Below are 25080 nucleotides of genomic sequence, written 5' to 3'. Positions count from 1 at the left end.
TACCACTTGTCTAGAGGCGTTAAGAATTTTTTTAGGAGGCCCCTTGGAGACAGCCCGGTTCTTTCTCGGAGTAGACGGCGGCGCCACCCGTTGCCGCGCGAGACTGCGGGACTCGTCAGGCCTCGAGCTCGGGCGCGCCGTAGGGCCGGCTTCGAACATCTATCTCGACTTCGACGAGGCGATGCAGGTCGTGCGCGACACCATCGAATCCGCGATCGGTGCCGGCACGCCGCGGCAGGAGATCGCGGTCGGTCTCAGCCTTGCCGGGCTTTCGGACGACAATGAAGCGAAGCGTGTCTCCGCCGCCCTGCCCGGCTTCGCGCGCATCGTCGCCGTCAATGATGCGGTCGCTGCCTGCGTCGGAGCCAACGGCGTCGGCGATGGTGGCCTGATCATCGCGGGCACGGGCTCGGCGGGCATCGCGCGTGTCGGAGCGCAAACGACGATCATCGGCGGACGCGGCTTCTGGCTCGGCGACGACGGATCAGCCGCGCGCCTCGGCGAATCCGCGCTTCGCGCGACGCTGCGCGCGATCGACGGCCTGGAGCCGATGAGCGGCCTCGCACAGGCGCTCGGTCGACATTTTGGTGACGATCCGTTGCGGATGAGCCGCTGGGCGGCGGAAGCCAGACCTCGCGACTACGGTGCCTTCGCGCCCCAGATCCTTGACGTCGCCAGGTCCGGAGACATGCGCGCGCGCGAAATCGTCGGGGAAGCAGCCTCCGCGATCGCGGCACTCGCGAACGCGCTGAACGCGCTCGGCGCCGAGCGCATTGCGCTGGCGGGCGGTTTCGGCGAGCCGTTGCGCCCGTTCCTGCCGCCCGATGTGGCCAAGCGCCTCGCCCAACCGCGGCGCGACGCGGTCGACGGCGCAATCCTTCTCGCCGGCGGAACGCTCGCGGAGGACGCGGCATGACCCTGACGGTCGAGACTGCGCCGGGCCAGAAGCTCTATCGTGCCGTGGTCGATGCGCTTCGGCGCGAGATCGAGACCGGGCGTTTTGCGGAGACGCAGCTGCTTCCGGCCGAACGCGTGTTGTGCGAGCTGCTCGAGGTGTCGCGCACCACGCTGCGAAAGGCGATCGCCGATCTGATCGCCGAAGGCGTGCTGTTTCACCGCCACGGCGCCGGCACCTTCATCCATCGCGCAACGCCGCGGGTCGAACAACCCTCCTCGCGCCTGACCAGCTTCACCGAAGACATGCGGCTGCGCGGATTGGAGGCGAGCTCGCGCGAACTCGAACGCGGCGTATTCCTGCCGACGCCGGAAGAGGCGATGATGCTTGGCGTACGGCCGAACGATCGCGTGTTCCGGCTCGGACGCCTGCGCCTGGCCGACGGTTCGCCCATGGCCATCGAACGCGCCGCCGTGCCGATACGTTTTCTTCCTGAACAGGATAAGGTCGGCGACTCGCTCTACGAGGCGCTCTCCGCGGGGGGATTCAAGCCGACCCGAGGCCTGCAGCGCTTGCGTGCGACCCTGCTCGATCCTGCCGATGCCAAGCTGCTTGGCGTCGCGCCTGACAGTCCCGCGCTCTACATCCAACGCATTGCCTACCTCGCCGACGGAGCCTGCGTCGAGTTCACGAAATCCTGGTACCGCGCCGACGCCTATGATTTCGTCTCCGAACTCACGCTGTCGCCACCGGCTCGAAAGGCGCAGCGATGACGACATACATGCTTCAGGAGATCGGCGAGGCAGGTGAAGCGGCTGCGCGCCAGCTTGGTGAGAATGCGGAACGGCTTGCTGACGTCGGGGCGCGCCTGCGTGCCCTCGATCCGCCGCTCGTCGTAACCATCGGCCGCGGCTCGTCGGATTGCTGCGCGCTCTATCTGAAATATCTCGTCGAGATCCTTTCGGGGGTGCCTTGCGCCTCGATCGGTCCCTCGATTGCGACGCTTTATCGGACACCGATGCGGCTCAAGGGCAGCGTTTCCGTCGCGATCTCGCAGTCGGGGCGTAGCCCTGACATCGTGGAAATGCAGCGTGCCGCACGCAGCGGCGGTGCGCTGGCCCTCGCATTGGTCAACGACGTGGCTTCGCCACTCGCGCAAGAGGCCGAATTCCTGCTGCCGCTCGGCGCCGGCACGGAGCGCTCCGTCGCCGCGACCAAATCGATGGTGGCCGGTCTCGTCGCGGGAGCAAGCCTCGTCGCGGCCTGGCGCGAGGATCGGCAGCTCGCCGACGCCCTCGCCGGCCTGCCGGACGTTCTCCGCAGCCAAACAACGCCGCCGCCCGCGATGATGCTGGAGAGACTCGCAGATGCCCGCAGCGCTTTCGTGCTCGGTCGCGGCGCGACGCTTGCGATCGCCGCGGAAGCGGCACTCAAGCTCAAGGAGACGTGCGCGATTCACGCCGAGGCCTACTCGGCGGCCGAGGTGCTGCACGGTCCGGCCGAGCTTGTGACTTCGGGCTTTCCGGTCATCGCCTTCCTGCCGTCCGATCCGGCGCGCGAAGGCATGCTGCCGACGCTCACGGCGCTGGCCGACGCCGGCGCGACGGTGATCGCAATCGAAGCAGGCGGCGACGACGGACCGGATCGTCTCGCGACCCCACGGGTCGAGGCGCCGCTGTTGGAACCCATCGTCATGATCCACCGTTTCTACCGGCTCGCCGAAGCGCTTTCGCTCCGGCTCGGGCGCGATCCCGACCGGCCGCGCAATCTGCGCAAGGTAACGGAGACCGTCTGATGATCGTTCTGTCCGGCGCGCGCATCTTCGATGGCGAACGCTTTCTCGATGACCACGCGCTCGTCATCGAAGGCGCGCACATTGCCGCAATCGTTCCCCACTCCGAGAAACCTGACGGCGCCGTGCAGGATCTCGGCGGCGGGCTGCTTGCGCCCGGCTATGTCGACGTTCAAGTCAATGGCGGCGGCGGCATCCTGTTCAACGAGGAGCCGACGCCCGAAGGCATCGCCCGCATCGCAGCCGCGCATCGCAATCATGGCACCGTCGGGTTGTTGCCGACGCTGGTAACAGACGCGCCGCAGGTGATGGACGCGGCAATCGCTGCGACGCGCGAGGCGCGGCGTCTGACCCCTGCCACGCTCGGCATTCACCTGGAAGGGCCATTCCTGGATCCGCGCCGCAAGGGTGCGCATGAGCTCAGCTACATCCGCGACCTCGGGCGCGACGATGTCGCGACGATTGCAAAAGCCGATTGCGGCGCAGTCATGCTGACGCTCGCGCCCAACAGGGTCGGAACCGAGAGTATCGCCGAGCTCGCGCGGCAGGGCGTGCTCGTCTCGCTGGGCCATTCCGACGCGAGCTACGAGGAGGCGCGAAGGGCCGTGGCGGCAGGCGCGCGCGCGTTCACCCATTTGTTCAACGCGATGAGCCCGCCGACGGGGCGCGAGCCGGGCATGGTCGGCGCAGCGCTCGATCTCGACGATGTGTTCGTCGGCCTCATCGCCGACGGCCATCACGTCCACGAGGCGAATTTGCGCGTCGCGCTGGCCGCCAAGCGACGCGACCGTTTCATGCTGATTACCGACGCGATGCCGCCGGCGGCCGGCGGCCCCGATCATTTCGATCTTCAGGGCCGCCGCGTGACGTCCATCGACGGTTGCCTGCGGCTCGACGACGGGACGCTCGCCGGCTCGGTTCTGACCATGGACGAGGCGGTGCGCTATGCCGTCAACGTCGTCAGGCTTCCGCTCGCCGATGCCCTCGCCATGGCATCGCGCGTTCCGGCGACGTTTCTCCGGCGCGAGACTGACCTCGGCCGGATCGCACCGGGCTATCTCGCGAGCCTCGTTCATCTCGACGATGAGCTGCGGGTGCTGGAAACCTGGATCGAAGGCCACTCCTCCCGCGGCTCCGAACATGATGCGGTGGCAGACAATACCTGACTGAAGGACGCGAGCGAGCCATGTCCTCCCTTTCCATGTCGCCTCAACGGACTATTCGCGTTCTCGTGGTTGGCCTCGGCACCATGGGAATCAGCCATGCCCGTGCCTATCAATCGATCGAGGGTTTCGAACTCGCCGGTCTTTGCACCTCTCGCGCGGCCGATCGCGACGATCTTGAGGCCGAATTTCCCGCGCTTCCGCGCTTCGAAAGCTACGACGAGGCGCTCACGCGTTTGCGTCCCGACGCCGTTTCGATCTGCACCTACACCGAGCATCACGCCGCCATGGCGTTGCAGGCTTTCGCTGCCGGCGCCCATGTTTTCTGCGAAAAGCCGCTGGCCGACACGCTGGATGCCGCGCGGCAAGTCGTGAGCGCGGCACGCGCGGCCGGAAAAGCGCTGCTGATCGGCTATATCCTGCGCGTCCATCCCGCGTGGTCGCGGTTCGTCGAGATCGGGCGAACGCTCGGAAAGCCGCTCGTCATGCGCATGAATCTCAACCAGCAATCTGCCGGCTCCTTCTGGGAGGTGCACAAGAGGCTCATGCGGTCGACCTCGCCGATCGTCGATTGCGGCGTTCACTACGTCGACATCATGTGCCAGGTTACGCGAGCCCGCCCCGTTGCGGTCCACGCCGTCGGGGCGCGGCTGACGGGCGAGATCGCGCCGGCCATGTACAATTACGGCCATCTCCACATCACGTTCGACGACGGCTCGGTCGGCTGGTACGAGGTCGGTTGGGGTCCGATGATGAGCGAGACCGCTCATTTTGTGAAGGACATGATCGGCCCTGATGGCAGCGTGTCGATCGTCGCGAAAGAGAGTAGCGATGCGGACGCGCGTTCGGCGGATCATGACACGCATACACGTACCAATGCGCTTCGCATCCATCACGCGGCGCGCGACAGCGACGGCCGCTTTGCCAAGCCGGACGAGTTGGTCTCGACCGCAGATGAACCCGGGCATCAGGAGCTCTGCGAACGCGAGCAGCTGATGTTTCTGCGGGCGATCCGCGGCGAGATCGACCTGTCCGAGCATCACGAGGACGCGATCAACTCACTGCGCATCGTCTTTGCCGCCGACGAGAGCGTTCGAACGGGTGAGGTCGTACGCCTGTAGATCCGAGGCTCGGACGCAGCTTGTTCACCTCTCCCGCTTGCCGCGCATCCTTCGAGACGCCCGCCTTTGGCGGGCCCTCAGGATGAGGACGGAGTGTGTGGAAGCTGTTTTAGCGGGCGCTGCTGCTGTGTAGCCTCATCCTGAGGAGACCGCGAAGCGGTCGTCTCGAAGGACGAGGCGTGCGTACAGGTCGCTCAACAAGCCATATGCGATTTGCCCTGCCCGCAGGCGGGAGAAGGAGCCCACCTCCGTCGTTGCTGTAATCACCTTCAGCCGTCAACGATGGCGACCGCGCGCGTCCAGCCTGCGGAGGCCCGCTCGATCTTGACCGGAAAGCACGACACCATGAAGCCGGTCGAGGGCAGAAGCTCGAGATTGTGCAGCTTTTCGATGTGGCAATAGCCGATGTGGCGTCCGGCCTTGTGACCCTCCCAGATCAAGCTGGCATCCCTGGTCTCGGCATATTTCTTCGCGGTGTAGACGAAGGGCGCATCCCAGCTCCAGCCATCGATTCCGGTCAGCCGCACGCCGCGTTCCAAGAGATACATGGTCGCTTCATAGCCCATGCCGCAGCCCGAGGTGACGTAGTCCTGCCGGCCATATTTGGCGCCGGCGCTGGTGTTGACGACGACGATCTCGAGCGGCGACAGCTTGTGCCCGATCCGCTTCAGCTCCGCCTCGACATCTCCGGCAGTCGCCACATATCCGTCCGGCAAATGACGGAAGTCGAGCTTCACGCCGGGCTGGAAGCACCATTCCAGCGGCACCTCGTCGATCGTCCACGCGCGCTCGCCGCGGTTCATCGTGGGATGGAAGTGCCAGGGCGCATCGAGATGGGTGCCGTTATGTGTGGAAAGATTGACCATCTCCACCGCCCAGCCCTGGCCGTCAGGCAGGTCCTCCGCCTTCAGCCCATCGAAGAACTGGAGCATGCGCGGCAAGCCCTGTTGATGATCGATGTATTGAATGGTCGGATGGTTGCCGGGCGGATCGGCCGGCACGTCGTTTTGCAGCGGGACCGAGATATCGATCAGTTTGCGTGCCATGGTGTTTCCTCGTTGCCTGTTTTTGTTGTGAATCTCAAACATCTTTGAGCTCAAGCGTCTTGCCGCTCGACCCTGTTCTTCAAGACGCCGATCTTTTCGACTTCGAGCTCGACCGTGTCGCCATGCTCGAGATACCAGCCGAGCTCGAGGCCGCAGCCATTGCCCACTGTGCCCGAGCCGATGAATTCTCCCGGCATCAGCGTCTCGTCCTGCGTGACATGGGCGATGATCTCCTCGAACGAGAACAGCATCCCGTCCGAGACGCCGGTTGAGCGAGTCTCGCCGTTGACACGGGCTTCCATCTTCAACTTGTAGGGATCGCTGATCTCATCCGGCGTCACGATCCACGGCCCCATCACATTGCCGCCGTCAAAACTCTTGCCCTTGGCAGGCCCGAGCCGTCCCTCCATCTCGATGCGCTGCGCATCGCGCGCCGAGAAATCGTTGAAGATGGTGTAGCCGAAGATGTGATCCCCAGCCTTCGCCGCCGGGATATTCGCGCCCCTGTTCTTGGTGATGATGCCGAATTCGAGCTCGTAATCCATCACCTTGCTGTAGCGCGGCCATTTGACGGTGGTGTTGGTGCCGCGGACACTGAAGCGGTTGGTAATGTAGAAGATCGGCTGCTTGCGATAGACCTCGGGCAGTTCGCCGAGCGGCTCGGCGTCGATCCGCGCCAGCTCCGCCATGTCGCCTTTCGCGCGCGCCGCGAGCTTACGCTGCCCGCGCGGCGCCTGGAGGATGTGCAGCGGGAACGACATACCGTCACGCATCTGCCGGGGCTCCGGCACCGGCGCGAGGAGGTCCACCGCAGATGTTGCCGACGACAGCGCCGGATCCGCGCCGTGTTTTTCGAACAGCGCCGCCGCCTGCTCCAGCGCGCCTGGCCCCGCGTCGATCAGCGCCAGCATCGAGGCAAACGCCTGAAGATCCTGTCCATCGCGTGCAGCGGCCGCGGCGATGTCGAAGATCCGATCGTCATTGGAATGCACGATGCCGATCCTGTCCTGACCGGCCGACCTGAATGTAGCGAGTTTCACCTTGGACACCCCTTGCTATGATTGGAAATATATGATCGAATAAAATATCGATAATCAAGACAAAAAAATGCAAACTGGGAGGAATGGTTTGAAGAGGCAGTTGGCAAGAGTAGCGATCACGCTCGGAATTTCGCTTCAGATGGCTTGCGCATTGGCTGGCGCGGCGGCGGCACAGGCGAAAATCCAGATCGGTTGCACGGCCACCTCCGACTGTGCGTCCGCCATGGTCGCCGTCGACGAGGGCATCTTCAAGAAGCACGGACTCGACGTCGAGATGACGCCGATCGCGATCAATTCGAACATCCCTGCCGCGATCCTGTCGAACTCGATCCAGATTGGCGGGCCAACCTCGACCGTCTTCCTCCAGGCGGTCGACGGCGGCCTCGATCTGGTCGGCATCGCCGGCGCGTCGGTGATGAATCCGACGTCGAACAACGCCATCACGGCCTTCGTCCGCAATGGCATCACCATCAACGAGCCCAAGGATTTCGTCGGCAAGAAAGTCGGCGCACCGGGACTGAACGCCTTCCTGCATGTGCTGTTCGTGAAATGGCTGGTGGAGAAGGGCGTCGATCCCAAGAGCGTCAAATTTGTCGAGGTGACCTTCCCGACCATGGCCGACATCATCAAATCAGGCGGTGTCGACGCCGTCCTCACTGCCGAGCCTTTTGTCACCCGCATGACCAATGCGGGCCTCGGCTCGGTTGGCGCACGCTACGCCGTCGAACTCGCCCGCACCGACCCGATCATCTTCTACGCGGCATCGCGCGAATGGGCGGAGAAGAACGCCGCGACCGTGACGAAATTCCGCGACGCGATCGCGGAAGCGGCGGTGATCGTCAACAGCGACCGCGAGAAGGCCTCCGCCTCGATCGCAAAGTTCACCAAACAGCCGCTCGATCTCGTCAAGGCGACGCCTCCGAACCAGTCCGAGCCACGCCTGAAGCCGGAGAACCTCGCCTGGTGGATCGAGGTGATGTCGTCGCAGAAGATGCTGCAATCAAAGCTCGATACAAGCAAACTGGTGCTGAACTGAGGACCCCGCGATGCCGGTTTCCGAACGCCCTGTCGAACGTCCGAACGGCGAGGCCGGCACCTTGAGCGAGCGCGCGGCCACCCTCCTCGAGCAGGACATTCTGGCCGGACGCCTGGCGCCGGGTGCGCGGCTTGGCATCGTCGATCTCGTGCAGCGCTATGAGATCGGCGCCACGCCGCTCCGCGAGGGATTGTCGCGCCTGATGTCACGCGGATTGATCGTGGGCATCGGCCAGCGCGGCTTTCGCGTCGCCGAGGTCAGCCGCGAGGACCTGGCCGACATCACCTGCATGCGCACCGCCGTCGAAAAAGAGGCGATCCGGCTGGCCATCATCCATGGGAATGATGCCTGGGAGGCCGGCATCGTCAGCGCGCTGCACCAGATGCGTCGCCACATCGAGCGCACCGGCAACGAATTCCGCGAGGGCGCCGCCGATTTCGATCGGCTGCACAAGGGCTTTCACACCGCCCTGCTCTCGGCCTGCGGTTCGGGCCGGATGCTCGGCGCACATTCGGAGCTCTACGACCAGGCCTATCGCTACCGCCGCGTGATGATGCGCGGAATTGACAGCGGTGCAGAGTTCATCCGCAGCCATCAAATGCTCGCCGACCGCGTGCTGGCGCGAGACGTCGAAGGTGCACAAGAGATGCTGGAAGCGCACCTGCATTCGACCATCAAATTCGTCTATCCGCCCGCCAGCGAGAGCAACCGATGACCCTGCTTGCAAGACTTGAAGACGTAAAGGCGGCGCGGCGGCAAAAGCCGTTGATCAGCTTCAACGGGGCGACGCTTCGGCTTGGCGGCAAGACCATTATCGAGGATCTCGATCTTGCGGTGCGTCCCGGCGAATTTCTCTGCATTGTCGGCGCCTCCGGTTGCGGCAAGACCACTGCATTGCGGCTCGCGGCGGGCCTCTATCGTCCGACCGGCGGCGCCGTCACCTTCGACGGCCAGCCGATGCTCGACCCGCGCCGCGAGGTCGCGATCGTATTCCAGGACTATGGCAAGGCGCTGCTGCCCTGGCGAACCGCAGCCGGCAACATCTCGCTTGCGCTGGAGGCCTGCGGCATTCCCGCGCGCGAGCGCCCCGGACGCATCGCGGCGTTGCTGGGCAAGGTCGGCCTGCCCGCCCATGCCGACAAATACCCGGCGGAGATGTCCGGCGGCATGCAGCAGCGGCTACAGATCGCGCGCTGTCTCGCCCAGGAGCCGACCACGCTGTTGATGGACGAGCCGTTCGGCGCGCTCGATGCGATGACGCGGCAAGGTCTGCAGGACGAGGTGCTGTCGTTGACGGCGGCGAGCAACACCACCGTCATCTTCGTGACCCACGATCTCGACGAAGCGATCTATCTCGGTGACCGTGTCATCGGTCTGTTGCCGCATCCCGGCCGGATCGGAATCGAGCTGAATGTGAACCTGTCGCGCCCGCGCGACCAGCTTGCCACAAGGGAGCATCCGGAATTCCTGCGGCTGCGCCGGCAACTCTTCGACTTCATCAAGGCGACCGAACATTGAGTCTCGAGCGCACCAAGCCGCTGTTGCTGCCGCTCGCGGCGCTGCTCCTCTTCGAGCTCTGGATCCGCCTTGCCCATTTGCAGAGCGACAGCCTGGCGCCTCCGAGCGCGGTGCTCGCCGCTCTGGTCGCAGCACTCGCCGACCTCTCGATCCCGATCGCCACCCGTGACACGTTGCTCGCGGCGTTTGCGGGGCTCGCGATCGGCAGCGTCATCGGGCTTGCGCTCGGGATCGCCTTCGGCGTTTCGCGCGTGCTCGATCGGTTGATGGAAGTGACCATCGAGGCGATCCGGCCGATTCCGTCGATCGCGCTGTTGCCGATCGCACTGATCGCGCTCGGCTTCGGCTATCGCATGGAGATCGTGATCGTCGCCTTTGCCTGCGTCTGGCCGATGCTGATCCTGAGCCGCACCGCCGTTCGCGGCATCGAGCCGCGGTTGATGGAGGTGTCGCGGGCGCTGCGGCTGACGCCGGTGCAGCGGATCATCAAGATCATCATTCCAGCCGCTTTGCCGCGGATCTTCGTCGCATTCCGCCTGTCCGCCGGCATCGCATTGATCGTCGCGGTGACGGTCGAGATCGCGATCAATCCACTCGGGCTCGGCGCCGGCATCATGCTGGCCCAGCAGGCACTGCGGCCCGATTTGATGCTCGCTTATCTGGTCTGGATCGGCGCCATCGGCTATGGGCTGAACCTCGCTTTGATCGTCGTCCAGTACCGCCTGTTCGGCCGCGCCGCCACCGCCGGAGCCGGCTCATGAGCGCCACCGCAACGATCTGGCGCATGGCGAGTTTCGCAGTCGCCGCCGGCTTTGTCGGGGTCTGGCAGCTCATTGCCAATCTCAAGCTGGTCTCGCCTGTGTTTCTGCCCGGCCCCGACCGCGCCTGGGCCGCACTGATGCGTGGCTTTGCGAGCGGCGATCTCACCAGCAAGCTCGTCGGCACGCTGGAGCACATGGCCTATGGCTGGCTCGCCGCCTCGATCGCGGGCATCGCGCTCGGCGCCCTGATCGGATCGTCTCGCCTGATGCGCATCTATATCGCGCCATCGCTGGAATTCCTGCGTCCGCTGCCGGTCTCCGCGATCATCCCCGTCGCGATTGCGATGCTCGGCCTGACGGAGGGCATGGCCCTGTTCGTGATCGCCTTCGGGGCGATCTGGCCGATCATGCTTGCGACCATCCACGGCTTTGCCGCCGTCGAGCCGCGCCTCTACGAGGTCGCGCGCGCGTTGCAGATGTCGCGCGCGGCCGTGGTCTTCAAGATCGCACTGCCGTCGGCCTTGCCCGACATCCTCGCCGGCATGCGGCTCAGCCTGACGGTCGCGCTGATCCTCTCGGTCGTCTGCGAGGTGCTGGCCGGGCTCGACGGCCTTGGCCATTGGGTGTTGCTGTCGGCGCGCGCGTTCCGCTCTGCCGATCTGTTCGCCGGCGTGATCCTGCTCGGAGCCACGGGCTATCTCACGTCGGTTGCGATGTCCCTGGCTGAGCGCAGGCTATTGGCGTGGCAGTCGACGCGCTGATCAGCGCGGGACGACAGCTGTCGCTTCGATCTCGACACGCGCCGATGGCTCGACCAGACGCACGACCTGCACCAACGCCATGCTGGGGTAATGGGTGCCGACGACCTCGCGATAGGCTTTGCCGAGCGCCTTCAGGTTCGCGACGTACTCGTCCATGTCCACGACATACCAAGTCAGGCGCACGAGATGGTCCGGCCGCGCGCCGCCCTCGGCCAGGATTGCGACGATGTTTTCGAGCGTCTGCCGGACTTGTGCGACGAACCCGTCGGCAAACCGCCCCGCGACGTCCCAGCCGACGACACCGCCGGTCACGACCAGGCGTCCCTCGGCCGTGATGCCGTTGGCATACCCTTTCGGCTGCGGCCAGCCGCTGGGCTGAAGCACTTGCAGGCCGCTGGTCGCGCCGGCTTCCGGCTTTCTCATCGTACTCATGGAGAGCTTTCTATCTTCTCAGCGCGGCTTCAACAGCTCGCGCGCGACAATCAGTTTCTGGACCTCGGTCGCGCCCTCATAGATGCGCAGCGCCCGGATCTCGCGGTAGAGGCTCTCGACGACCTCTCCTTTACGCACGCCGCGGCCGCCGAACATCTGGACGGCGCGGTCGATGACGCGCTGCGCAGTCTCGGTCGCGGTCAGCTTCGCCATCGCCGCTTCACGCGTCGTCGGAAGTTTCTGGACATCGCGGCGCCAGGCCGCGCGATAGGTCAGGAGCGCGGCGGCATCGGTGTCCGTCGCCATGTCGCCGAGCGCGGCCTGGGTCAGTTGCAGATCTCCCAAGGTCGCGCCGAACATGTGTCGGCTGCGCGCGTGCCACAGCGCTTCATCGAGCGCACGCCGGGCAAAGCCGAGGGCCGCGGCCGCGACCGAGGCGCGGAAAATATCCAGCGTCTGCATCGCAAGCTTGAACCCGCCGCCGGGCGCGCCGAGGCGGCGGCTCGCCGGAATCCGGCAATTGGTGAAGCGCAACGTCGCCAGCGGATGCGGCGCGATGACGTCGATGCGTTCGGCAATGCCGAAGCCAGGATCATCGGGAAAGACGACGAAGGCCGAGATGCCGCGCGCGCCCGGCGCCTCGCCGGTTCGCGCGAACAGCGTGTAGACGTCGGCGATGCCGCCGTTGGAAATCCAGGTCTTCTCGCCGTCGATGACGTAGGCGTCGCCGTCGGCGCGCGCGGTGCAAGACATCGCCGCGACGTCCGATCCCGCCTCCTTCTCGGACAGCGCGAAGGCCGCGAGCCATTCGCCGGAGCGAACTTTCGGCAGCACCTGCTTGCGCAGCTCCACCGAGCCGCCGAGCGCAATCGCGCCGGAGCCGAGCCCCTGCATGGCGAAGGCGAAATCGGCAAGGCCATCGGCATAGGCGAGCGACTCGCGCGACAGGCAGATCGAGCGGGAATCGATCGTGGCCGCATCGCCGTCGGGCGGCGCCACCGCGCAATCGAGCAGGCCCGCCTCGCCGATCGCGCGCACGAGGCCGCGGCAGGCGCCGTCGACATTGTCGTGATCGATCGTGTCGAGCGCGCCCGACTGCACGAAGCGGTCGAGCTTCGCGCCGATTGCCTGGTGGCGCGGTTCGAAGAACGGCCAGTCCAGCCAGTCGCGCCTGATGACTTTTGCAACGGAGCTCATCTGTCACCTCCTCCGTTCACTGGGCGCTAGCTGCGGCTGCGCGCGCCAGGTTGGTTTCGTACTGTCCCTTGGCGGACAGATATTGCTTCGGCCAGCTGACCGCGGTGATGCCGATGCGCGCCGCTTCGTGCAGGGTCCAGGCGGGATCGGCCAGGTGCGGCCGCGCAATGGCGCAGAGATCGGCGCGGCCGGCCGCAAGAATCGAGTTGGCGTGATCGGCCTCGGAGATCGCGCCGACGGCAATCGTTTCGATGCCAACCTCGTTGCGGATCAGGTCGGCAAAGGGCGTCTGGAACAGGCGGCCATAGATCGGCCGCTCCTGCTTCCAGACCTGCCCCGATGAGCAATCGATCACGTCCGCCCCCGCCTGCTTGAACATCGCGGCGAAGATCGCCGCATCGGCCGGGGTGTTGCCGCCATCGGTCCAGTCATGACAGGACAGGCGCACCGACATCGGCCGATCGGACGGCCACACCGCGCGCATCGCCTTGAACACCTCCAGCGGATAGCGCGCGCGGTTCTCGTGGCTGCCGCCGTACTCGTCCGTGCGCCGGTTGGTCAGCGGCGAGAGGAAGCTCGACAGCAGATAGCCGTGGGCGCAATGCAGTTCGAGCCACTCGACACCGGCCGCCGCAGCACGGCGGGTTGCCGCGATGAAATCGTCGCGGACGCGGTCCATATCGCGACGGTTCATTTCCCGCGGCAACTGGCTGTGGGGCAGGTACGGCAGGGCCGACGCGGAGATCAGCGGCCATTCGCCCGTCTCGAGGGGTTGATCGATCCCCTCCCACGGCACCCTTGTCGCGCCCTTGCGCCCGGCATGGCCGAGCTGAATCCCGACCTTGGCATGTCCGACGCTGTGGACCAGCTCGACCAGCCGCCGCCATTGCTCAGCCTGCGCATCGTTCCAGAGCCCGAGGCAGCCCGGCGTGATCCGCGCGTCGGGCGAGACGCAGGTCATCTCGGCGAAGACCAGCCCGGCGCCGCCCATGGCGCGCGCGCCGAGATGGGCGATGTGGAAGTCGTTGATCAGCCCGTCCTGCGCCGAATACATCGCCATCGGCGAGACCATGATGCGGTTTGCCAGCGAAAGGCCGCGCACGCGGTGCGGCGTCAGCATCGGCGGCGGCACCCGCTCGCCGTCCCTCACGGAGATCCCTGCGCGCGCGGCGAACCAACGCTCAAAACCTTCCAGCCAGGTGCGGTCGCGCAGGCGAAGGTTTTCGTGGCTGATGCGCTGTGAGCGCGTCAGCATCGAATAGAAGAATTGCGGCGGCTCGAGAGTGTCGGCGTAGCGCCGGCCGACCACCTCGAACCATTCCATGGCGTTGCGCGCGGCGTTCTGGATACGCGCGACGTCGACACGGCGCACCTCCTCATAGGCCTCCAGCACAGCCGGGATACCGTCGCGGCCGTGACCATGGCGGTCGAACTGGTTGGCAAGCTCGATGGCGTCGTCGAGCGCGAGCTTGGTGCCCGAGCCGATGGCGAAATGCGCGGTGTGCGCGGCATCCCCCATCAGCACGACATGCGACTTGCCGTTGAAGACGCTCCATTTGCCGCAGATCAGGCGGCTGAAATTGAGCCAGGCCGAGCCGCGCAGATGGCGGGCGTTGGTCAGGAGCTTCGCGCCATCCAGCGTCTCGGCGAAGATCTTTTCGCAGAAGTCGATCGACGCCTGCTGATCGAGCTCGCCCAGGCCGTGGGCATTATAGGCTTCTTCCGTGGTCTCGACGATGAAGGTCGAGGTCTCCGCATCGAACTTGTAGATGTGCGCCTGGAACCAGCCGTGCTCGGTCTTCTGAAAGTCGAACGTGAAGGCGTCGAACGCTTTCTTGGTGCCGAGCCAGATGTAACGATTCGGTCGGATCACCATGTCGGGCTGGAACTGCCCGGCATAGCGGGCACGAATCCTGGAATTGACGCCGTCGCAGGCGACGATCAAATCGGCGTCTGGAAATTCGAGGTCGGACTCGACCTCGCGCTCGAACATGAGTTCGACACCCAGCGCCTCGCAGCGCCGCTGCAGAATGTTCAGCAGGTGCTTGCGACCGATGCCGATGAAGCCATGGCCACTGGTGCGCTGGCGTGTCCCCTTGAAGACCAGCTCGATGTCGTCCCAGTGGTTGAAGGCGTCCTCGATCTCGGCGGCGCTCTCGGGATCGGCAACACGCATCGCCGACATCATGGCGTCGGAGAACACGACCCCCCAGCCGAACGTATCGTAGGGCTTGTTGCGCTCGACCACCGTGATGACATGCTCAGGATGCCGACGCTTCATCAGCAGGCCCAGATAGAGGCCGGCCGGGCCGCCGCCGATACAGACTATGCGCATGATCCCTCGCTTTCGCGCGTCGCGCCTGATGTCGAGCTCTCACTCAAATTATTTTAAGCATAAAGTATTTCGTCAGCTCATGCATTGTCAAGGCGGTTCTGCAATGCCGCGGGGCGCCGGCGTAGAGCCGCGGCTTCGATGTGAAACCGGGATAAATAGGACACATGACGGCGCCGATTCCAGGCTGCCTGCGCTGCGCCTTGAATTTACTTTTGGTACGAACTATCTTGCCCAGGTCCGCGAGAGCTGCGCCAGCTTTCGAAAGGCCATCAAGCCCGGGAGATTCGATTGGCACTCGCGAAAGAGCCCACGCCTGTTTCGGCCAAGAATGGGGCGGATCAGGAAGCCGAGTACAGGGCTCAAACGCGAGTTTGGCTCCGGCTGCTCGCCTGCACGACCCTGATCGAGGGCGAACTGCGCCGCCGGTTTCGCGAAGAGTTCGATTTCACCATGCCTCGCTTCGATGTTCTCGCTCAGCTCGACCGCGAACCGAGCGGGCTTGTGCTGGGAGAGCTGCCCAAGCGCCTGATGGTCTCGGCCGGGAACCTGACGCCGATCGTGGACCGCCTGGTCGCGGACGGATACATCACCCGCACGCCGTCGAACCTCGACCGCCGCGTGCAGATCGTCTGCATGACGGTCGAAGGCCGCAAGACCTTCAGGCGAATGGCCAAGAGCCACGGCGCCTGGCTTGCCGAGCTGCTGGCGAATTTCCCGGCGGACCGGTTCGACGGACTGATCGGCGAGCTCGACGAACTCAAGAGCGCCGTCAGGGACGCGCTGCAGAAACCGTGAATCGATCGACGCTCAGCGCCGCAACGTCACGCCGGCCGCCTCGCGATCCCATGTATCCGCAGTGACGCCCGCCGCACGCAGCACGCCCTTCTTGATCTTGCCGTTTTCCGTCAGCGGCATCTGGCTCAGAATGCGCACATAGCGCGGGATGGCGAAATAGGCGATCTGGCCTTCGCAGTGCCGGACAATGTCGACGGGCTCGAGCGATTGGCCAGCTTCCGGCAGGATCGCAGCCGCAACCTCGTCCTCGCCCAATTCCGACGGCAATGGGTAAATCGCGCAGGCGGCGACCGCGGGATGGGACTGGATGGTCTGCTCGACCTCCCATGAAGACACGTTCTCACCACGTCTGCGGATCGAATCCTTCATGCGATCGATGAAGCGATAATGTCCGTCAGCATCCCGAACCACCCGATCGCCGGAGTGGAACCACAGATTGCGCCAGGCCTCGACCGTCTTCTCCGGCATGCCGAAATAGCCGGTGGCAAAAGCAAATGGCTCACTGGCGCGCAACACGAGCTCGCCGGCCTCGCCATCGGGAAGCGCTGAATCATTCTCGTCGACGATCCGCGCTTCAATGCCGTCGGCCAGATAGCCCATCGTCCCCGGACGATCCGACGGGATCGTGCCGGCGAACACGAAATTGGTCTCGGTCGACCCGTAGCCGTCGACCAGCGGGACACCAAACCGCTCGCGGAACGGAGCGTGGATCTGCGGCGGCACGCCGCCGCCGAGCGCAACGCGAAGGCGGTGCGCCTTGTCGTCCGTCGTCGCCGGCTGCGCCAGAAGCATCGATGCCATCGCGCCGAGCAGATAGCCGACCGTTGCGTTGTGCCGTCGCGCCGCGGCCCAGAAGCCGGAAGCGGAGAATTTCGGCTCCAGCACATAGGTGCAGCCGTTCAGCAGCGCCTGATAGAACGCATTCAGCGCGTTGGTGTGGAACAAGGGCAATGTCGTGAACAGCACGTCGCCTTCGCGGATGCCGAGCGCCCGCGCCGAGTAGATGCCCCACCAGAACAGCTGCGCCTGCGGGCAGCACACCCCCTTCGCAGGCCCCGTGGTGCCTGACGTGTAAAGGATCGCAACGGTGTCGCCGGGACGCACGGCGCCCGCCGGAGCGGAAGATCCGAGAGGCGGCAGCGACACCGCCGAAAGCCTGGCATCGAACGCCTCCCCGGCAGCTCCGATGATCCAGGTTCGGGGCGGCAGCTCGACACCGGCCTCCACACTCGCGATCGCACCGGCGAACTGCGCCTCGACGACAAGAAGCGCGGGACGCGAGTTGCGGAAGATGTGGGAGAGCTGGAAGCCGCGCAGCGCGGTGTTGATCGGGACCGCGATGGCGCCGAGCCAGGCGCAGCCGAGATAAACCTGCAAGAACTCCGGACGGTTCGAGCACATCAGCGCGACGCGATCGCCCGGCTTGATGCCGGCACCGACGAGCGCCCGTGCCGACGCAGCCGCGATCGCCGCGGTTTGCGCAAAAGTCCAGCGCGTCTCGCCCGCGACGAGCAGGACGCGATCGCCATAACGCTCGGCCTGCCGCGTGAGAACGGTGGAAAGAATCCGGTCCGATGGCGGAAACAGCTCGACTGCGGGCGCCCAGGCCGGCCCGCGGCTGCCGTCCCCCACCACGCCGCCGCCGCCCTGCGCATGCACGCTGCTCTCGATCACATCTACCTCGCTCAGGGCAACAGCTTGTATTTACCGTCCTCGATCTGGACCATGATGCGCGAGCGGTCGTCGACGCCATGCCGATCCGCCGGCGTATAGGTGTAAACGCCCTGGGTGCCGACAACCTCCTTGGTGGTGAACAGCGCCTGGCGCAGCGCGATACGGAATTCCGGCGAGCCGGGCTTGGCACCCGATGCCATCGCACGCTTGGCGGCATCGCCGAGCACCAGCCAGCCATCGAAGGAATAGGACGAAAACGAATCCGTCGGCGGCTCGCCGTTCGCCTTCTCGAAGGCCGCGCGGAAATCCAGCGCCACCTTCTGGATCGGATTGCTGGGGGGAAGTTGCTCAGCCGCGGTCACGGGTCCGGTCGGGCAGATGATGCCGTTCGCCGCTTTGCCGGCGAGGCGCAGGAAATCGGCGCTGATCATGCCGTGATTGCCGTAGAGCGGCCCCTTGTAGCCGCGCTCGGACAGCGCGATGACCGGCAGCGCACCGGGCGTTCCCGTTCCACCCAGCATGATCGCATCGGGATGCGCGGCGACAACGCGCAGCACCTGCGCCGTGACCGAAGAATCCGAACGCGCATAGCGCTCATTGGCAATGATCTTGATGTCGGCCGTCTTCGCACTTTGCTCGAGCGAGTTGTACATGAGGTCGCCGAACGCATCGGAGAACCCGATAAAGGCGACGGTCTTCAGACCTTTCGCCTTCATATTGTCAACGATCCCTTGCACCAGCAGCGGCGTCGGTTGGGGCGTCTGGACGACCCATGGGCCGCCATCGCCAGGCGGCACCGGCGCGATCGGAGACACCGCGATCATCGGAATCTTCATCTCGATCGCCGCCGTCGCCATCGCCAGCGTCTGGGGGGCGCCGGACGTGCCGATCAGGACATCGATTTTCTCCTGCTCGACGAGCTTGCGCGCGTTGCGCGCCGACGCGGTCGGATCGGAGCCGTCATCGAGCTGGATGACCCGGACTTTCTCGCCGCCGATCTCGCCGAGATAGGCTTGGCCCGCCGCAATCCCCTTCGCGTTGGGAATTCCAATCGACGACACCGGCCCACTGAGGCCGGTGACGAACCCGACGAGGATGTCGGCCCGCGCAGCTTGTGGGACGGCAAGCAGCAATGCAGTGGAGGCGAGCAGGCTCTTGATCAAGTTCATGGCACCTGTCTTTCGTGAGAATATCTTGTTCTGATCGGCAAGCGCCATGACAGGGCTCAGGTCGAGGCAACCAGCGCGATGACGCGAAGCGGACTGCCGGAACCATTTTGGATCTTCAGCGGCGAAGCCACGATGACGGCGCCGGTGGCCGGCAACTGATCCAGGTTGCACAGGCATTGCAGGCCATAGCGGCCTGCGCCGTGCAGGAAGTGATGCGCCGGATAAGGCGGATCGAAATGCCCGGCCTGCCCCGCATCGGTACCGATGGTCTCGGTGCCAAACCCGATGACGCCGCGCTCCTCCACCAGCCACTTCATCACAGCGGGATTCGGGCCCGGCGTATGTGCGCCGTCATCCCTGAGGTTCGCGTAGTCGCGCCAGCCCTTCTTCGACCAATCGGTGCGCAACAGAACCCAGTGACGAGGGGGGATCCGTCCATGCTTTGTCTCCCACGCTTCGACATCAGGGACGGTCAGGACGAAGTCCGGATCCTGCGCGGCCTGCGCCGAGCAATCGATGACGCAAGCCGGGGCGATCATGTCCTTCGGCGGCATGGTGTCGACGGCATTGTTTGGCAGATCCTTGCCGGTGAACCAGTGGATCGGCGCGTCGAAATGCGTGCCGGTGTGCTCGCCGAACGTGACGTTGTTCCAGTACCAGGCCGGGCCGCGACCGTCATATCGCGAGATTTCCTGGATACGGACCGGCGCGGCCTGCCCGAACTCGGGCGGCAGCACGATGACCGGAAAATCCGGACTGAGCGTAAAGGTCAGGTCGACGATGCGCACCGCGCCTGAGGAAATCGCACTCGCCAGCTCCAGGAGATTCTTGCTTTGCATTCTGACGTCCTCCAGCTTGATTGAAATCCGCTTCTTACTTGTCGAGCTCGCGCTCCAGCGCTTTCGGATTGGCCGCCAGACGTTGCCGGATCTCCTCGGCGACGTCTCCGACATACATTTCTTCGAGCCCGCCCGTCAGACCCGACACGATCGCCTGCGCAATCGCGCGCGGCGCCACCTTCGGCGGCGGGACAGTCTGGAACCATTCGGTGTCGACGGGCCCGGTGAACAAATTCATCACCTTGACGCCGGCGGGCCTCAGCTCCGCACGAAGGCAGTGCGAGAGCGACAGGCACGCCGCCTGCGAGGCCGAATAGGCACCAAAGGCAGGCCAGTTCGCCAGCGCATAGACCGAGAGAATATTGACCCACGCGCTGCTGCTATTGATGCCGTCGGCACCTCGCATCCGCATGGCCGGACCAAAAGCCTGCGCGAGATTGATGAAGCCGAGATAGGCCTGGTCGATCTCGTCGCGCGCAATGCTCGTGCCCCTGCGGTCGAGCAGGCCGCCCGGCCGCACATATTCCGTCGTGTTGACGAGGATATCGACCTTGCCACCGATGTCGGCTGCAAGATCAGCGGCCGATTTTTCGTCGGCGGCATCGAGGGTCACGACCTCGATCCCTTCCTGACCGCGCAGCCGCTCCTCGCCGGCAAAGGGCCGCCACGGTTCGGCGACGCCGACGAATACCGTCTTAGCGCCTGCGGCCTTCAAGGCAGCGACGGCTTCCTGGCCGATCATGTTACGGCCGTTGGTCACGAGCACGCGCCGGAATTTCGGATCGGCTGTCATTTCCCGCCATTGCTTGTCGTCCGCCATGTTCGGAGTCTCCCCCTCGGGATGGGCAAAGGCCACCGCCTGGCCGCTCTTGTCGAGTTGCAACGACATGCGGACGGCCGCGCCCTCTACACAGTCGGCATGAAGATGCGCGACCATAGTCGGACCGCAATCCATCTTGACGAGCCCGATCCGCCACGGCGCCCGTTCGCGAAAATAGACGTCGCTCGGCACGCGGGCCGTGGTCTCGGCGAGCAGCATGCCCCGGCGCGGTGCGTCGACGAAGGCAAGGCCAACCGAAAGACAGGACGGACAGGCCTCCCGTGCCGGATAGGAAAAAGAGCCGCAAGCTTCGCAGCGTTGCAGCATGAAGCGGCCTTCGGCGGCCGCGCGCGTGAACCCGTGCGACGTCCTGCTGCGCGGTCCCGGAGGCGAGGCAGGCAGCCGCGTCCGCAGCAGCGGGTTCTTGCGCCGGGGCGGCTTGATCGGCTCTATCATCGCGAAGGCCCTGCAAAGATCGCGGCGCCCGAGGCGAGACCACGGTCATAGTTGATCATACCGAATCCCGAGGCCAGAGCGAGGCTGGCATTCCTGACCTGTGTGGGACCTGCAGTGCCGAGAACCTGCCGCAGCCCTTCGACGAGACCGAGATAGGCGCCGGCTGCACCGGCCTGCCCGACCGAGAGCTGTCCACCCGAGGTGTTGTGCGGGAAGTCGCCGTCGATCGTGAGATCATGCTGGCGCACGAACGCGGCGCCCTCGCCTTTCTTGCAGAAGCCAAGATCCTCGAACTGCATCATGGTGATGACGGGGTAATCGTCATAGGTCTGCACCACATCGAGATCATCAGGCTTCACGCCGGCCATAGCGTAGAGCTCGTCCACATCCATCGCCCAGCCGCCGCGCACCTGCATCGGATCGTCGGCAAAGGCATTGTGCCGCTCGATTGTCGACAGCAATCGCGCCGCAGGCAGACCCAGCGATGCCGCAGTCTCCTCGCGCATCACGAGGAAGGCCTCGGCGCCGGCGCATGGCATCACGCAATCGAACAGATGAATGGGATCGGAGATCGGCCGGGCGGCCAGATATTGCTCCATTGTCAGGGGCGTCTTCATCAGTGCATGCGGATTACGCAGAGCATTGGCACGCTGGGCGACGGCGATCCTGCCGACATCCTCACGCGTGACCCCGAACGTCCGCATGTAGTTGCGTGCGATCAGCGCAAAACTCGAATTGGCGCCTCCCGCGCCGTAGGGATAGACGGCGTCCTGGTTGAAGCGCGAGAAGTTCTCGAGGGTGAGCCTGAACGAATCGACGTGATTTGTGTCACCGGCGACGCACGCCACGATGTCGGCGTCGCGCGCCTGAACCGCGCGCGCCGCCTTGCGCAGACCAGCAATGGCGCTGGCGCCGCCGAGCGGGATCGTATCCAGCCACCGCACGCACAGCCCGAAATGCTGCGTCAGTCCAACCCCGCTGTCAGTCCCCATGGTGAAGCTGGAGACGCACAGGCCGTCGATGTCGGAGGCCTTGATGCCGGCTTGCGCAACGAGCGCGCTCAGGGCGCGGCCGATCCACCATTGCGCGCTTTCGATGGAATAGCGCACATAGGGAATCGTGACGGGCGCGGCGATTACCACGCCGTCATAAGGTGTGCGCAAGGTGTTGGTCACCGACCGTCCTCGTTCATCAGGCTCAGGTCACCGTCAGCTTCACGGCAATATTGCCGCGGGTTGCATTCGAATAGGGGCAGCGCTCATGCGCGCCGGCAACCACCTCTTCCGCCACCGCTTTCTCGACGCCGGGCAGATCGACCTTCAGCTCGACAGCGAGCGCGTATCCAACCGGCACCGGCCCCATCGCAACCTTCGCGGTCACGGATGGCTCGGCGGAGGGCATCACCTTCCGGGTGCGCGCGACGAGCTTGACCGCACCGAGAAAGCACGCGGCATAGCCGGCGGCAAAAAGCTGCTCGGGATTGGTGCCTTCGCCGCCGGGGCCGCCCAGCGACTTCGGCACGGCCAGCGACACCGACAACAGACCGTCGACGCTGGCGGCCTTGCCATCCCGACCTCCTATCGCCGTCACCTCGGTCTCGTACAGGATCTTTTCGGGAGTCATCATGATGCGTTCTCCAGGAACGGTTTCGAGAACTAGCGGCTGTTACGGGCCAGCAGCGCGCGGAAGTCGCTGCGCGCCTGGGCGCTGGCACGCTTGAAGCTCGGTCCGCGGCTGGGCTCGGTGCCGTTGAGCTTGCGGAGCTGCACCCACATCTCGGCGCTCTTCAGCGCCACGGCCGCGCAGTTGACCACCGGCGCGTGGCCGACCTTCAGGCCATGCTCCTTCCCGATCAGAAGGCCAGGCAGCACGCCGGCCGGGATCACGACATCAGCGCCGCGCTCGACCAGCGGAAGGGCGCAGGCGACAAAATCCTTGATCATTCGCGCCTGTGCCGCAGCATCTCCGGCGAATGCATCGGCGAAATCCTCCGGCTTGCAGCCGAGGCCGGTCACATGGACGACGCGATCGCCGAGGCCGTAGCGCTCGGCCTGCTCATAGTGCCAGACCTCGAAGACGGGATCGAGCGTCACAAGACCGAGACGCCGGCCGAGCTGCGAGGCCGCCAGCAATGTCGCCTCGCCGGTTCCGATCACGGGAATGTCGAGCGCCGAGCGCAGCTCGTAGAGGCCGGGATCCTGGAAATGCCCCATGACGAAGGCATCGAAGCCGCCCTCCTCCGCCGCGATGCCGTTGTCGATCGCCTGGACGGCGCAGCGCAATTCCGCGAGCCGGCCGAACTCGCGGTCCGGCGGACTGATACCCTCGACGTGAACCGTCGTGCCTGGTGCAGCGATGCCGTTGAGGTATTCCGACAGCCGCGCCATGTAGGGCGCGTTCACGCTCGCATCAACGAAGCTCTGCCAGAAGATGCGCATCGTCCTTCTCCTCAAGCGGCGATCGGAGGATCGGTCGTCGGCTGCCGATGAATATATTTCAATCATAAACTAATTCGCGCGTCAAATGCGCGCGGCGGCGACTGCGAGGCTCGCCGTCGGCGGCATGGCCCGCAGGGCTTTTTCGCTCCAACGGGCCGCCAACAAACGCCGCACACTGGCGAAATTGTATGCAGCAACATTTTTTTCTGACAGCCCCGTGACACGTGTTGACGACGCCACCGACGATACTTTAGGCTTTAAGTAATTCCTCGCCGGCCAGGGACCGGCGGCCATGACAATGACGTTGCAGGGCACCGATTTTGAGAGACTCGATCGTGTGGGCAGTCGCCGGGCTCGAACAGCCGGCTGTAGCGGCAGCATCGCCGGTCGCGCATCGCGGCCGCACCGAGGATCTTTCATCGCTCCGGAAAAGGCCCACTTGCATTCGCCGGTGGGTTCGACGTTCGCGCGGCAAGCAACATCATGACTGCTGAGCGCCGGGCGAGCAAACTCTCTTCGGGCGCGCCCGGTATTTGGCGCTGCAGCAATGCTTTCAATCGGTTGGCTCGTCGTTCGGGGTTTCCGCGCGGCAGCTTCACGGCATCCCTATCCAGCATCAACGGAGGAGAACGCATATGCGCAAGACTCTGAGCTTCCTTGCACTTGCAGCGGGCATCACTGCCGCCCCGGCTGCGCGGGCCGACATCACCATCGGCTTCGTCACCTCGCTCAGCGGCAACGGCTCGTCGATCGGCATCCCCTACGGGCGCGGCATCAACGCCGCCTATGAGTACAAGAAAACCATCGACGGCGAGACCATTCGTCTGATCCAGCTGGACGACGGCTCGGACCCGTCGGCGGCGACCCGCAACGCGCGCAAGCTGGTGGAAGAGGAGAAGGTCGATCTCCTGATTGGGACGGCGACGGCGCCTTCGACCATCGCCATGGCGGCGGTGGCGAGCGAATTGAAGGTGCCGATGATCGCGGTGTCGCCGATCGGCAAGCTGCCTGATACGCCCGAGCAGTGGGTGGTGTCGGTGCCGCAGCCGGCATCCCTCCTGGTCAAGATCGTCGCCGATCGCATGAAGCGCGACGGCATGAAGAACATCGGCTATATCGGCTTCTCCGACGCTTGGGGCGATCTCGTCTATAACGGAGCCAAGGCGGCCGAATCCGCCGGTGACATCAAGATCCAGAGCAACGAGCGCTATGCCCGCACTGACACGTCGGTGACCGCGCAGATCCTCAAGGTACTGGCCGCGCGGCCGGATGCCGTGCTGGACGGCGGCTCGGGCACGCAAGGCGCGCTGCCGCTGCTCAGCCTCGCCGACCGCGGCTTCAAGGGAAACACCTACGGCACGGTGGCGCTGGTCAATCCCGACTTCGTCAATGTCGGCGGCAAGGCGGCCGACGGCATCCAGGTTTCCGCAGGTCCCGTGATCGTCGCCGAGCAGCTGCCCGACGAGCACTTCGCCAAGAAGATCGCGCTGGATTTCCGCAGCGTCTACCAGAAGGTCCATAACATTCCGACCACCGACGGCTTCTCCGCCTACTCCTTCGACGCCTGGCTGATCTTCGCCAATGCCGCCGAGCGCGCGCTGAAGACGGCGAAACCCGGCACGGCGGAATTCCGCGCGGCGCTGCGGGATGCGATCCTCAGCACCAAGGAGCTGCCGGGCGTGCATGCCGTCTACAACTTCAAGCCGGGTTCGGTCACCGGTGTCGACGAACGTTCGCTCGTTGTGGTGCGCCTGACCAGCGGCGCCTGGAAATACGCGCCTTAGCCGGACGA

Annotated in this window: 24 protein-coding genes; 12 read left to right on the top strand and 12 right to left on the bottom strand. The window is 65.1% G+C overall.

What is annotated here, in order from left to right:
• Positions 1-43: 43 nt before the first annotated feature.
• From HYH07_RS13185 to HYH07_RS13165, 5 genes are read left to right on the top strand one after another with little or no spacing between them, the layout of a single operon-like run.
• Positions 44-916 carry a BadF/BadG/BcrA/BcrD ATPase family protein gene (locus HYH07_RS13185; protein WP_220002892.1) on the top strand — a complete coding sequence of 291 codons (873 nt, stop codon included), beginning with the start codon at positions 44-46 and terminating at the stop codon, positions 914-916.
• Positions 913-1668, top strand: a complete 756-nt coding sequence (locus HYH07_RS13180; protein ID WP_228749475.1) for a GntR family transcriptional regulator — start codon at positions 913-915, stop codon at positions 1666-1668. Before HYH07_RS13185 ends, HYH07_RS13180 begins: the two co-directional genes overlap by 4 nt.
• On the top strand, positions 1665-2690 hold the full coding sequence (locus HYH07_RS13175; RefSeq protein WP_220002891.1) for an SIS domain-containing protein: 1026 nt from the start codon (positions 1665-1667) through the stop codon (positions 2688-2690). The genes HYH07_RS13180 and HYH07_RS13175 overlap by 4 nt, the downstream gene beginning before the upstream one ends.
• Entirely contained in the window at positions 2690-3853 is a 1164-nt protein-coding gene (gene nagA / locus HYH07_RS13170; protein WP_220002890.1) for an N-acetylglucosamine-6-phosphate deacetylase, read from the top strand. Before HYH07_RS13175 ends, nagA begins: the two co-directional genes overlap by 1 nt.
• A 20-nt stretch (positions 3854-3873) precedes the next feature.
• Positions 3874-4971 carry a Gfo/Idh/MocA family protein gene (locus tag HYH07_RS13165; RefSeq protein ID WP_409363892.1) on the top strand — a complete coding sequence of 366 codons (1098 nt, stop codon included), beginning with the start codon at positions 3874-3876 and terminating at the stop codon, positions 4969-4971.
• A 269-nt stretch (positions 4972-5240) separates the two neighbouring features.
• Here HYH07_RS13165 and HYH07_RS13160 read toward each other — a convergent pair whose 3' ends face one another.
• Together HYH07_RS13160 and HYH07_RS13155 are read right to left on the bottom strand one after the other, a co-directional pair.
• On the bottom strand, positions 5241-6017 hold the full coding sequence (locus HYH07_RS13160) for a cyclase family protein (RefSeq protein WP_128952545.1): 777 nt from the start codon (positions 6015-6017) through the stop codon (positions 5241-5243).
• 50 nt (positions 6018-6067) lie between these two features.
• A complete protein-coding gene (locus HYH07_RS13155) occupies positions 6068-7057 on the bottom strand; it encodes a fumarylacetoacetate hydrolase family protein (protein WP_220002889.1) in 990 nt (329 codons plus the stop codon).
• 139 nt (positions 7058-7196) lie between these two features.
• Here HYH07_RS13155 and HYH07_RS13150 point away from each other — a divergent pair, with 139 nt between their 5' ends.
• From HYH07_RS13150 to HYH07_RS13130, 5 genes are read left to right on the top strand one after another with little or no spacing between them, the layout of a single operon-like run.
• Positions 7197-8093, top strand: coding sequence for an ABC transporter substrate-binding protein (locus tag HYH07_RS13150; protein ID WP_220002947.1), 897 nt, complete (start codon positions 7197-7199; stop codon positions 8091-8093).
• Positions 8094-8103: 10 nt separating this feature from the next.
• Positions 8104-8808 carry a GntR family transcriptional regulator gene (locus tag HYH07_RS13145; RefSeq protein ID WP_220002888.1) on the top strand — a complete coding sequence of 235 codons (705 nt, stop codon included), beginning with the start codon at positions 8104-8106 and terminating at the stop codon, positions 8806-8808.
• Complete coding sequence (locus HYH07_RS13140; protein WP_220002887.1) at positions 8805-9611, top strand: ABC transporter ATP-binding protein; 807 nt, start codon at positions 8805-8807, stop codon at positions 9609-9611. Before HYH07_RS13145 ends, HYH07_RS13140 begins: the two co-directional genes overlap by 4 nt.
• Positions 9608-10372: an ABC transporter permease gene (locus tag HYH07_RS13135; protein WP_220002886.1), complete on the top strand. Its 765-nt coding sequence runs from the start codon at positions 9608-9610 to the stop codon at positions 10370-10372. Before HYH07_RS13140 ends, HYH07_RS13135 begins: the two co-directional genes overlap by 4 nt.
• A complete protein-coding gene (locus HYH07_RS13130) occupies positions 10369-11133 on the top strand; it encodes an ABC transporter permease (RefSeq protein WP_220002885.1) in 765 nt (254 codons plus the stop codon). The genes HYH07_RS13135 and HYH07_RS13130 overlap by 4 nt, the downstream gene beginning before the upstream one ends.
• On the opposite strand, the gene HYH07_RS13125 is transcribed toward HYH07_RS13130, so the two are convergent.
• Genes HYH07_RS13125 through HYH07_RS13115 form a run of 3 tightly spaced genes read right to left on the bottom strand, consistent with a single transcriptional unit; the run spans position 11134 to position 15097 of the window.
• Positions 11134-11565, bottom strand: a complete 432-nt coding sequence (locus HYH07_RS13125) for a RidA family protein (protein WP_220002884.1) — start codon at positions 11563-11565, stop codon at positions 11134-11136.
• Between the two features lie 18 nt (positions 11566-11583).
• Positions 11584-12762 (bottom strand): acyl-CoA dehydrogenase family protein, encoded by a 1179-nt coding sequence (locus tag HYH07_RS13120; RefSeq protein WP_220002883.1) that lies wholly within the window; start codon positions 12760-12762, stop codon positions 11584-11586.
• 16 nt (positions 12763-12778) lie between these two features.
• Positions 12779-15097 (bottom strand): bifunctional salicylyl-CoA 5-hydroxylase/oxidoreductase, encoded by a 2319-nt coding sequence (locus HYH07_RS13115; protein WP_220002882.1) that lies wholly within the window; start codon positions 15095-15097, stop codon positions 12779-12781.
• A 288-nt stretch (positions 15098-15385) separates the two neighbouring features.
• Here HYH07_RS13115 and HYH07_RS13110 point away from each other — a divergent pair, with 288 nt between their 5' ends.
• Complete coding sequence (locus tag HYH07_RS13110; protein WP_220002881.1) at positions 15386-15892, top strand: MarR family winged helix-turn-helix transcriptional regulator; 507 nt, start codon at positions 15386-15388, stop codon at positions 15890-15892.
• Between the two features lie 12 nt (positions 15893-15904).
• Here HYH07_RS13110 and HYH07_RS13105 read toward each other — a convergent pair whose 3' ends face one another.
• The 7 genes from HYH07_RS13105 to HYH07_RS13075 are packed head-to-tail and all read right to left on the bottom strand — an operon-like array spanning position 15905 to position 23288.
• Entirely contained in the window at positions 15905-17566 is a 1662-nt protein-coding gene (locus HYH07_RS13105; RefSeq protein WP_312016662.1) for an ATP-dependent acyl-CoA ligase, read from the bottom strand.
• An 11-nt stretch (positions 17567-17577) separates the two neighbouring features.
• Positions 17578-18735: an ABC transporter substrate-binding protein gene (locus tag HYH07_RS13100; RefSeq protein ID WP_220002880.1), complete on the bottom strand. Its 1158-nt coding sequence runs from the start codon at positions 18733-18735 to the stop codon at positions 17578-17580.
• A 56-nt stretch (positions 18736-18791) separates the two neighbouring features.
• On the bottom strand, positions 18792-19574 hold the full coding sequence (locus tag HYH07_RS13095; protein ID WP_220002879.1) for a cyclase family protein: 783 nt from the start codon (positions 19572-19574) through the stop codon (positions 18792-18794).
• A 34-nt stretch (positions 19575-19608) separates the two neighbouring features.
• The gene (locus HYH07_RS13090; protein ID WP_220002878.1) at positions 19609-20850 is read right to left on the bottom strand and encodes an SDR family NAD(P)-dependent oxidoreductase; all 1242 of its coding nucleotides are present in this window, start codon (positions 20848-20850) and stop codon (positions 19609-19611) included.
• Positions 20847-22025 carry a thiolase family protein gene (locus HYH07_RS13085; RefSeq protein ID WP_220002877.1) on the bottom strand — a complete coding sequence of 393 codons (1179 nt, stop codon included), beginning with the start codon at positions 22023-22025 and terminating at the stop codon, positions 20847-20849. Before HYH07_RS13085 ends, HYH07_RS13090 begins: the two co-directional genes overlap by 4 nt.
• 22 nt (positions 22026-22047) lie before the next feature.
• The gene (locus HYH07_RS13080; RefSeq protein ID WP_312016661.1) at positions 22048-22476 is read right to left on the bottom strand and encodes an organic hydroperoxide resistance protein; all 429 of its coding nucleotides are present in this window, start codon (positions 22474-22476) and stop codon (positions 22048-22050) included.
• Between the two features lie 29 nt (positions 22477-22505).
• Positions 22506-23288: an aspartate/glutamate racemase family protein gene (locus tag HYH07_RS13075; protein WP_220002876.1), complete on the bottom strand. Its 783-nt coding sequence runs from the start codon at positions 23286-23288 to the stop codon at positions 22506-22508.
• Positions 23289-23923: 635 nt separating this feature from the next.
• Here HYH07_RS13075 and HYH07_RS13070 point away from each other — a divergent pair.
• Positions 23924-25072, top strand: coding sequence for an ABC transporter substrate-binding protein (locus HYH07_RS13070; protein WP_220002875.1), 1149 nt, complete (start codon positions 23924-23926; stop codon positions 25070-25072).
• The last annotated feature ends 8 nt before the right edge of the window (positions 25073-25080 follow it).

This window comes from Bradyrhizobium sp. BR 10261, assembly GCF_019455395.1.
Classification (GTDB): domain Bacteria; phylum Pseudomonadota; class Alphaproteobacteria; order Rhizobiales; family Xanthobacteraceae; genus Bradyrhizobium; species Bradyrhizobium manausense.
This window is presented reverse-complemented; position numbering and strand designations above follow the sequence as displayed.

Excerpts from the sequence above, each read along its gene's own strand:
- HYH07_RS13180 (WP_228749475.1), top strand. The coding sequence starts at position 913 with ATGACCCTGACGGTCGAGACTGCGCCGGGCCAGAAGCTCTATCGTGCC.
- HYH07_RS13175 (WP_220002891.1), top strand. The coding sequence starts at position 1,665 with ATGACGACATACATGCTTCAGGAGATCGGCGAGGCAGGTGAAGCGGCT.
- nagA (WP_220002890.1), top strand. The coding sequence starts at position 2,690 with ATGATCGTTCTGTCCGGCGCGCGCATCTTCGATGGCGAACGCTTTCTC.
- HYH07_RS13165 (WP_409363892.1), top strand. The coding sequence starts at position 3,874 with ATGTCCTCCCTTTCCATGTCGCCTCAACGGACTATTCGCGTTCTCGTG.
- HYH07_RS13160 (WP_128952545.1), bottom strand. The coding sequence starts at position 6,017 with ATGGCACGCAAACTGATCGATATCTCGGTCCCGCTGCAAAACGACGTG.
- HYH07_RS13150 (WP_220002947.1), top strand. The coding sequence starts at position 7,197 with ATGGCTTGCGCATTGGCTGGCGCGGCGGCGGCACAGGCGAAAATCCAG.
- HYH07_RS13145 (WP_220002888.1), top strand. The coding sequence starts at position 8,104 with ATGCCGGTTTCCGAACGCCCTGTCGAACGTCCGAACGGCGAGGCCGGC.
- HYH07_RS13140 (WP_220002887.1), top strand. The coding sequence starts at position 8,805 with ATGACCCTGCTTGCAAGACTTGAAGACGTAAAGGCGGCGCGGCGGCAA.
- HYH07_RS13130 (WP_220002885.1), top strand. The coding sequence starts at position 10,369 with ATGAGCGCCACCGCAACGATCTGGCGCATGGCGAGTTTCGCAGTCGCC.
- HYH07_RS13125 (WP_220002884.1), bottom strand. The coding sequence starts at position 11,565 with ATGAGTACGATGAGAAAGCCGGAAGCCGGCGCGACCAGCGGCCTGCAA.
- HYH07_RS13120 (WP_220002883.1), bottom strand. The coding sequence starts at position 12,762 with ATGAGCTCCGTTGCAAAAGTCATCAGGCGCGACTGGCTGGACTGGCCG.
- HYH07_RS13115 (WP_220002882.1), bottom strand. The coding sequence starts at position 15,097 with ATGCGCATAGTCTGTATCGGCGGCGGCCCGGCCGGCCTCTATCTGGGC.
- HYH07_RS13100 (WP_220002880.1), bottom strand. The coding sequence starts at position 18,735 with ATGAACTTGATCAAGAGCCTGCTCGCCTCCACTGCATTGCTGCTTGCC.
- HYH07_RS13095 (WP_220002879.1), bottom strand. The coding sequence starts at position 19,574 with ATGCAAAGCAAGAATCTCCTGGAGCTGGCGAGTGCGATTTCCTCAGGC.
- HYH07_RS13090 (WP_220002878.1), bottom strand. The coding sequence starts at position 20,850 with ATGATAGAGCCGATCAAGCCGCCCCGGCGCAAGAACCCGCTGCTGCGG.
- HYH07_RS13080 (WP_312016661.1), bottom strand. The coding sequence starts at position 22,476 with ATGATGACTCCCGAAAAGATCCTGTACGAGACCGAGGTGACGGCGATA.
- HYH07_RS13075 (WP_220002876.1), bottom strand. The coding sequence starts at position 23,288 with ATGCGCATCTTCTGGCAGAGCTTCGTTGATGCGAGCGTGAACGCGCCC.
- HYH07_RS13070 (WP_220002875.1), top strand. The coding sequence starts at position 23,924 with ATGCGCAAGACTCTGAGCTTCCTTGCACTTGCAGCGGGCATCACTGCC.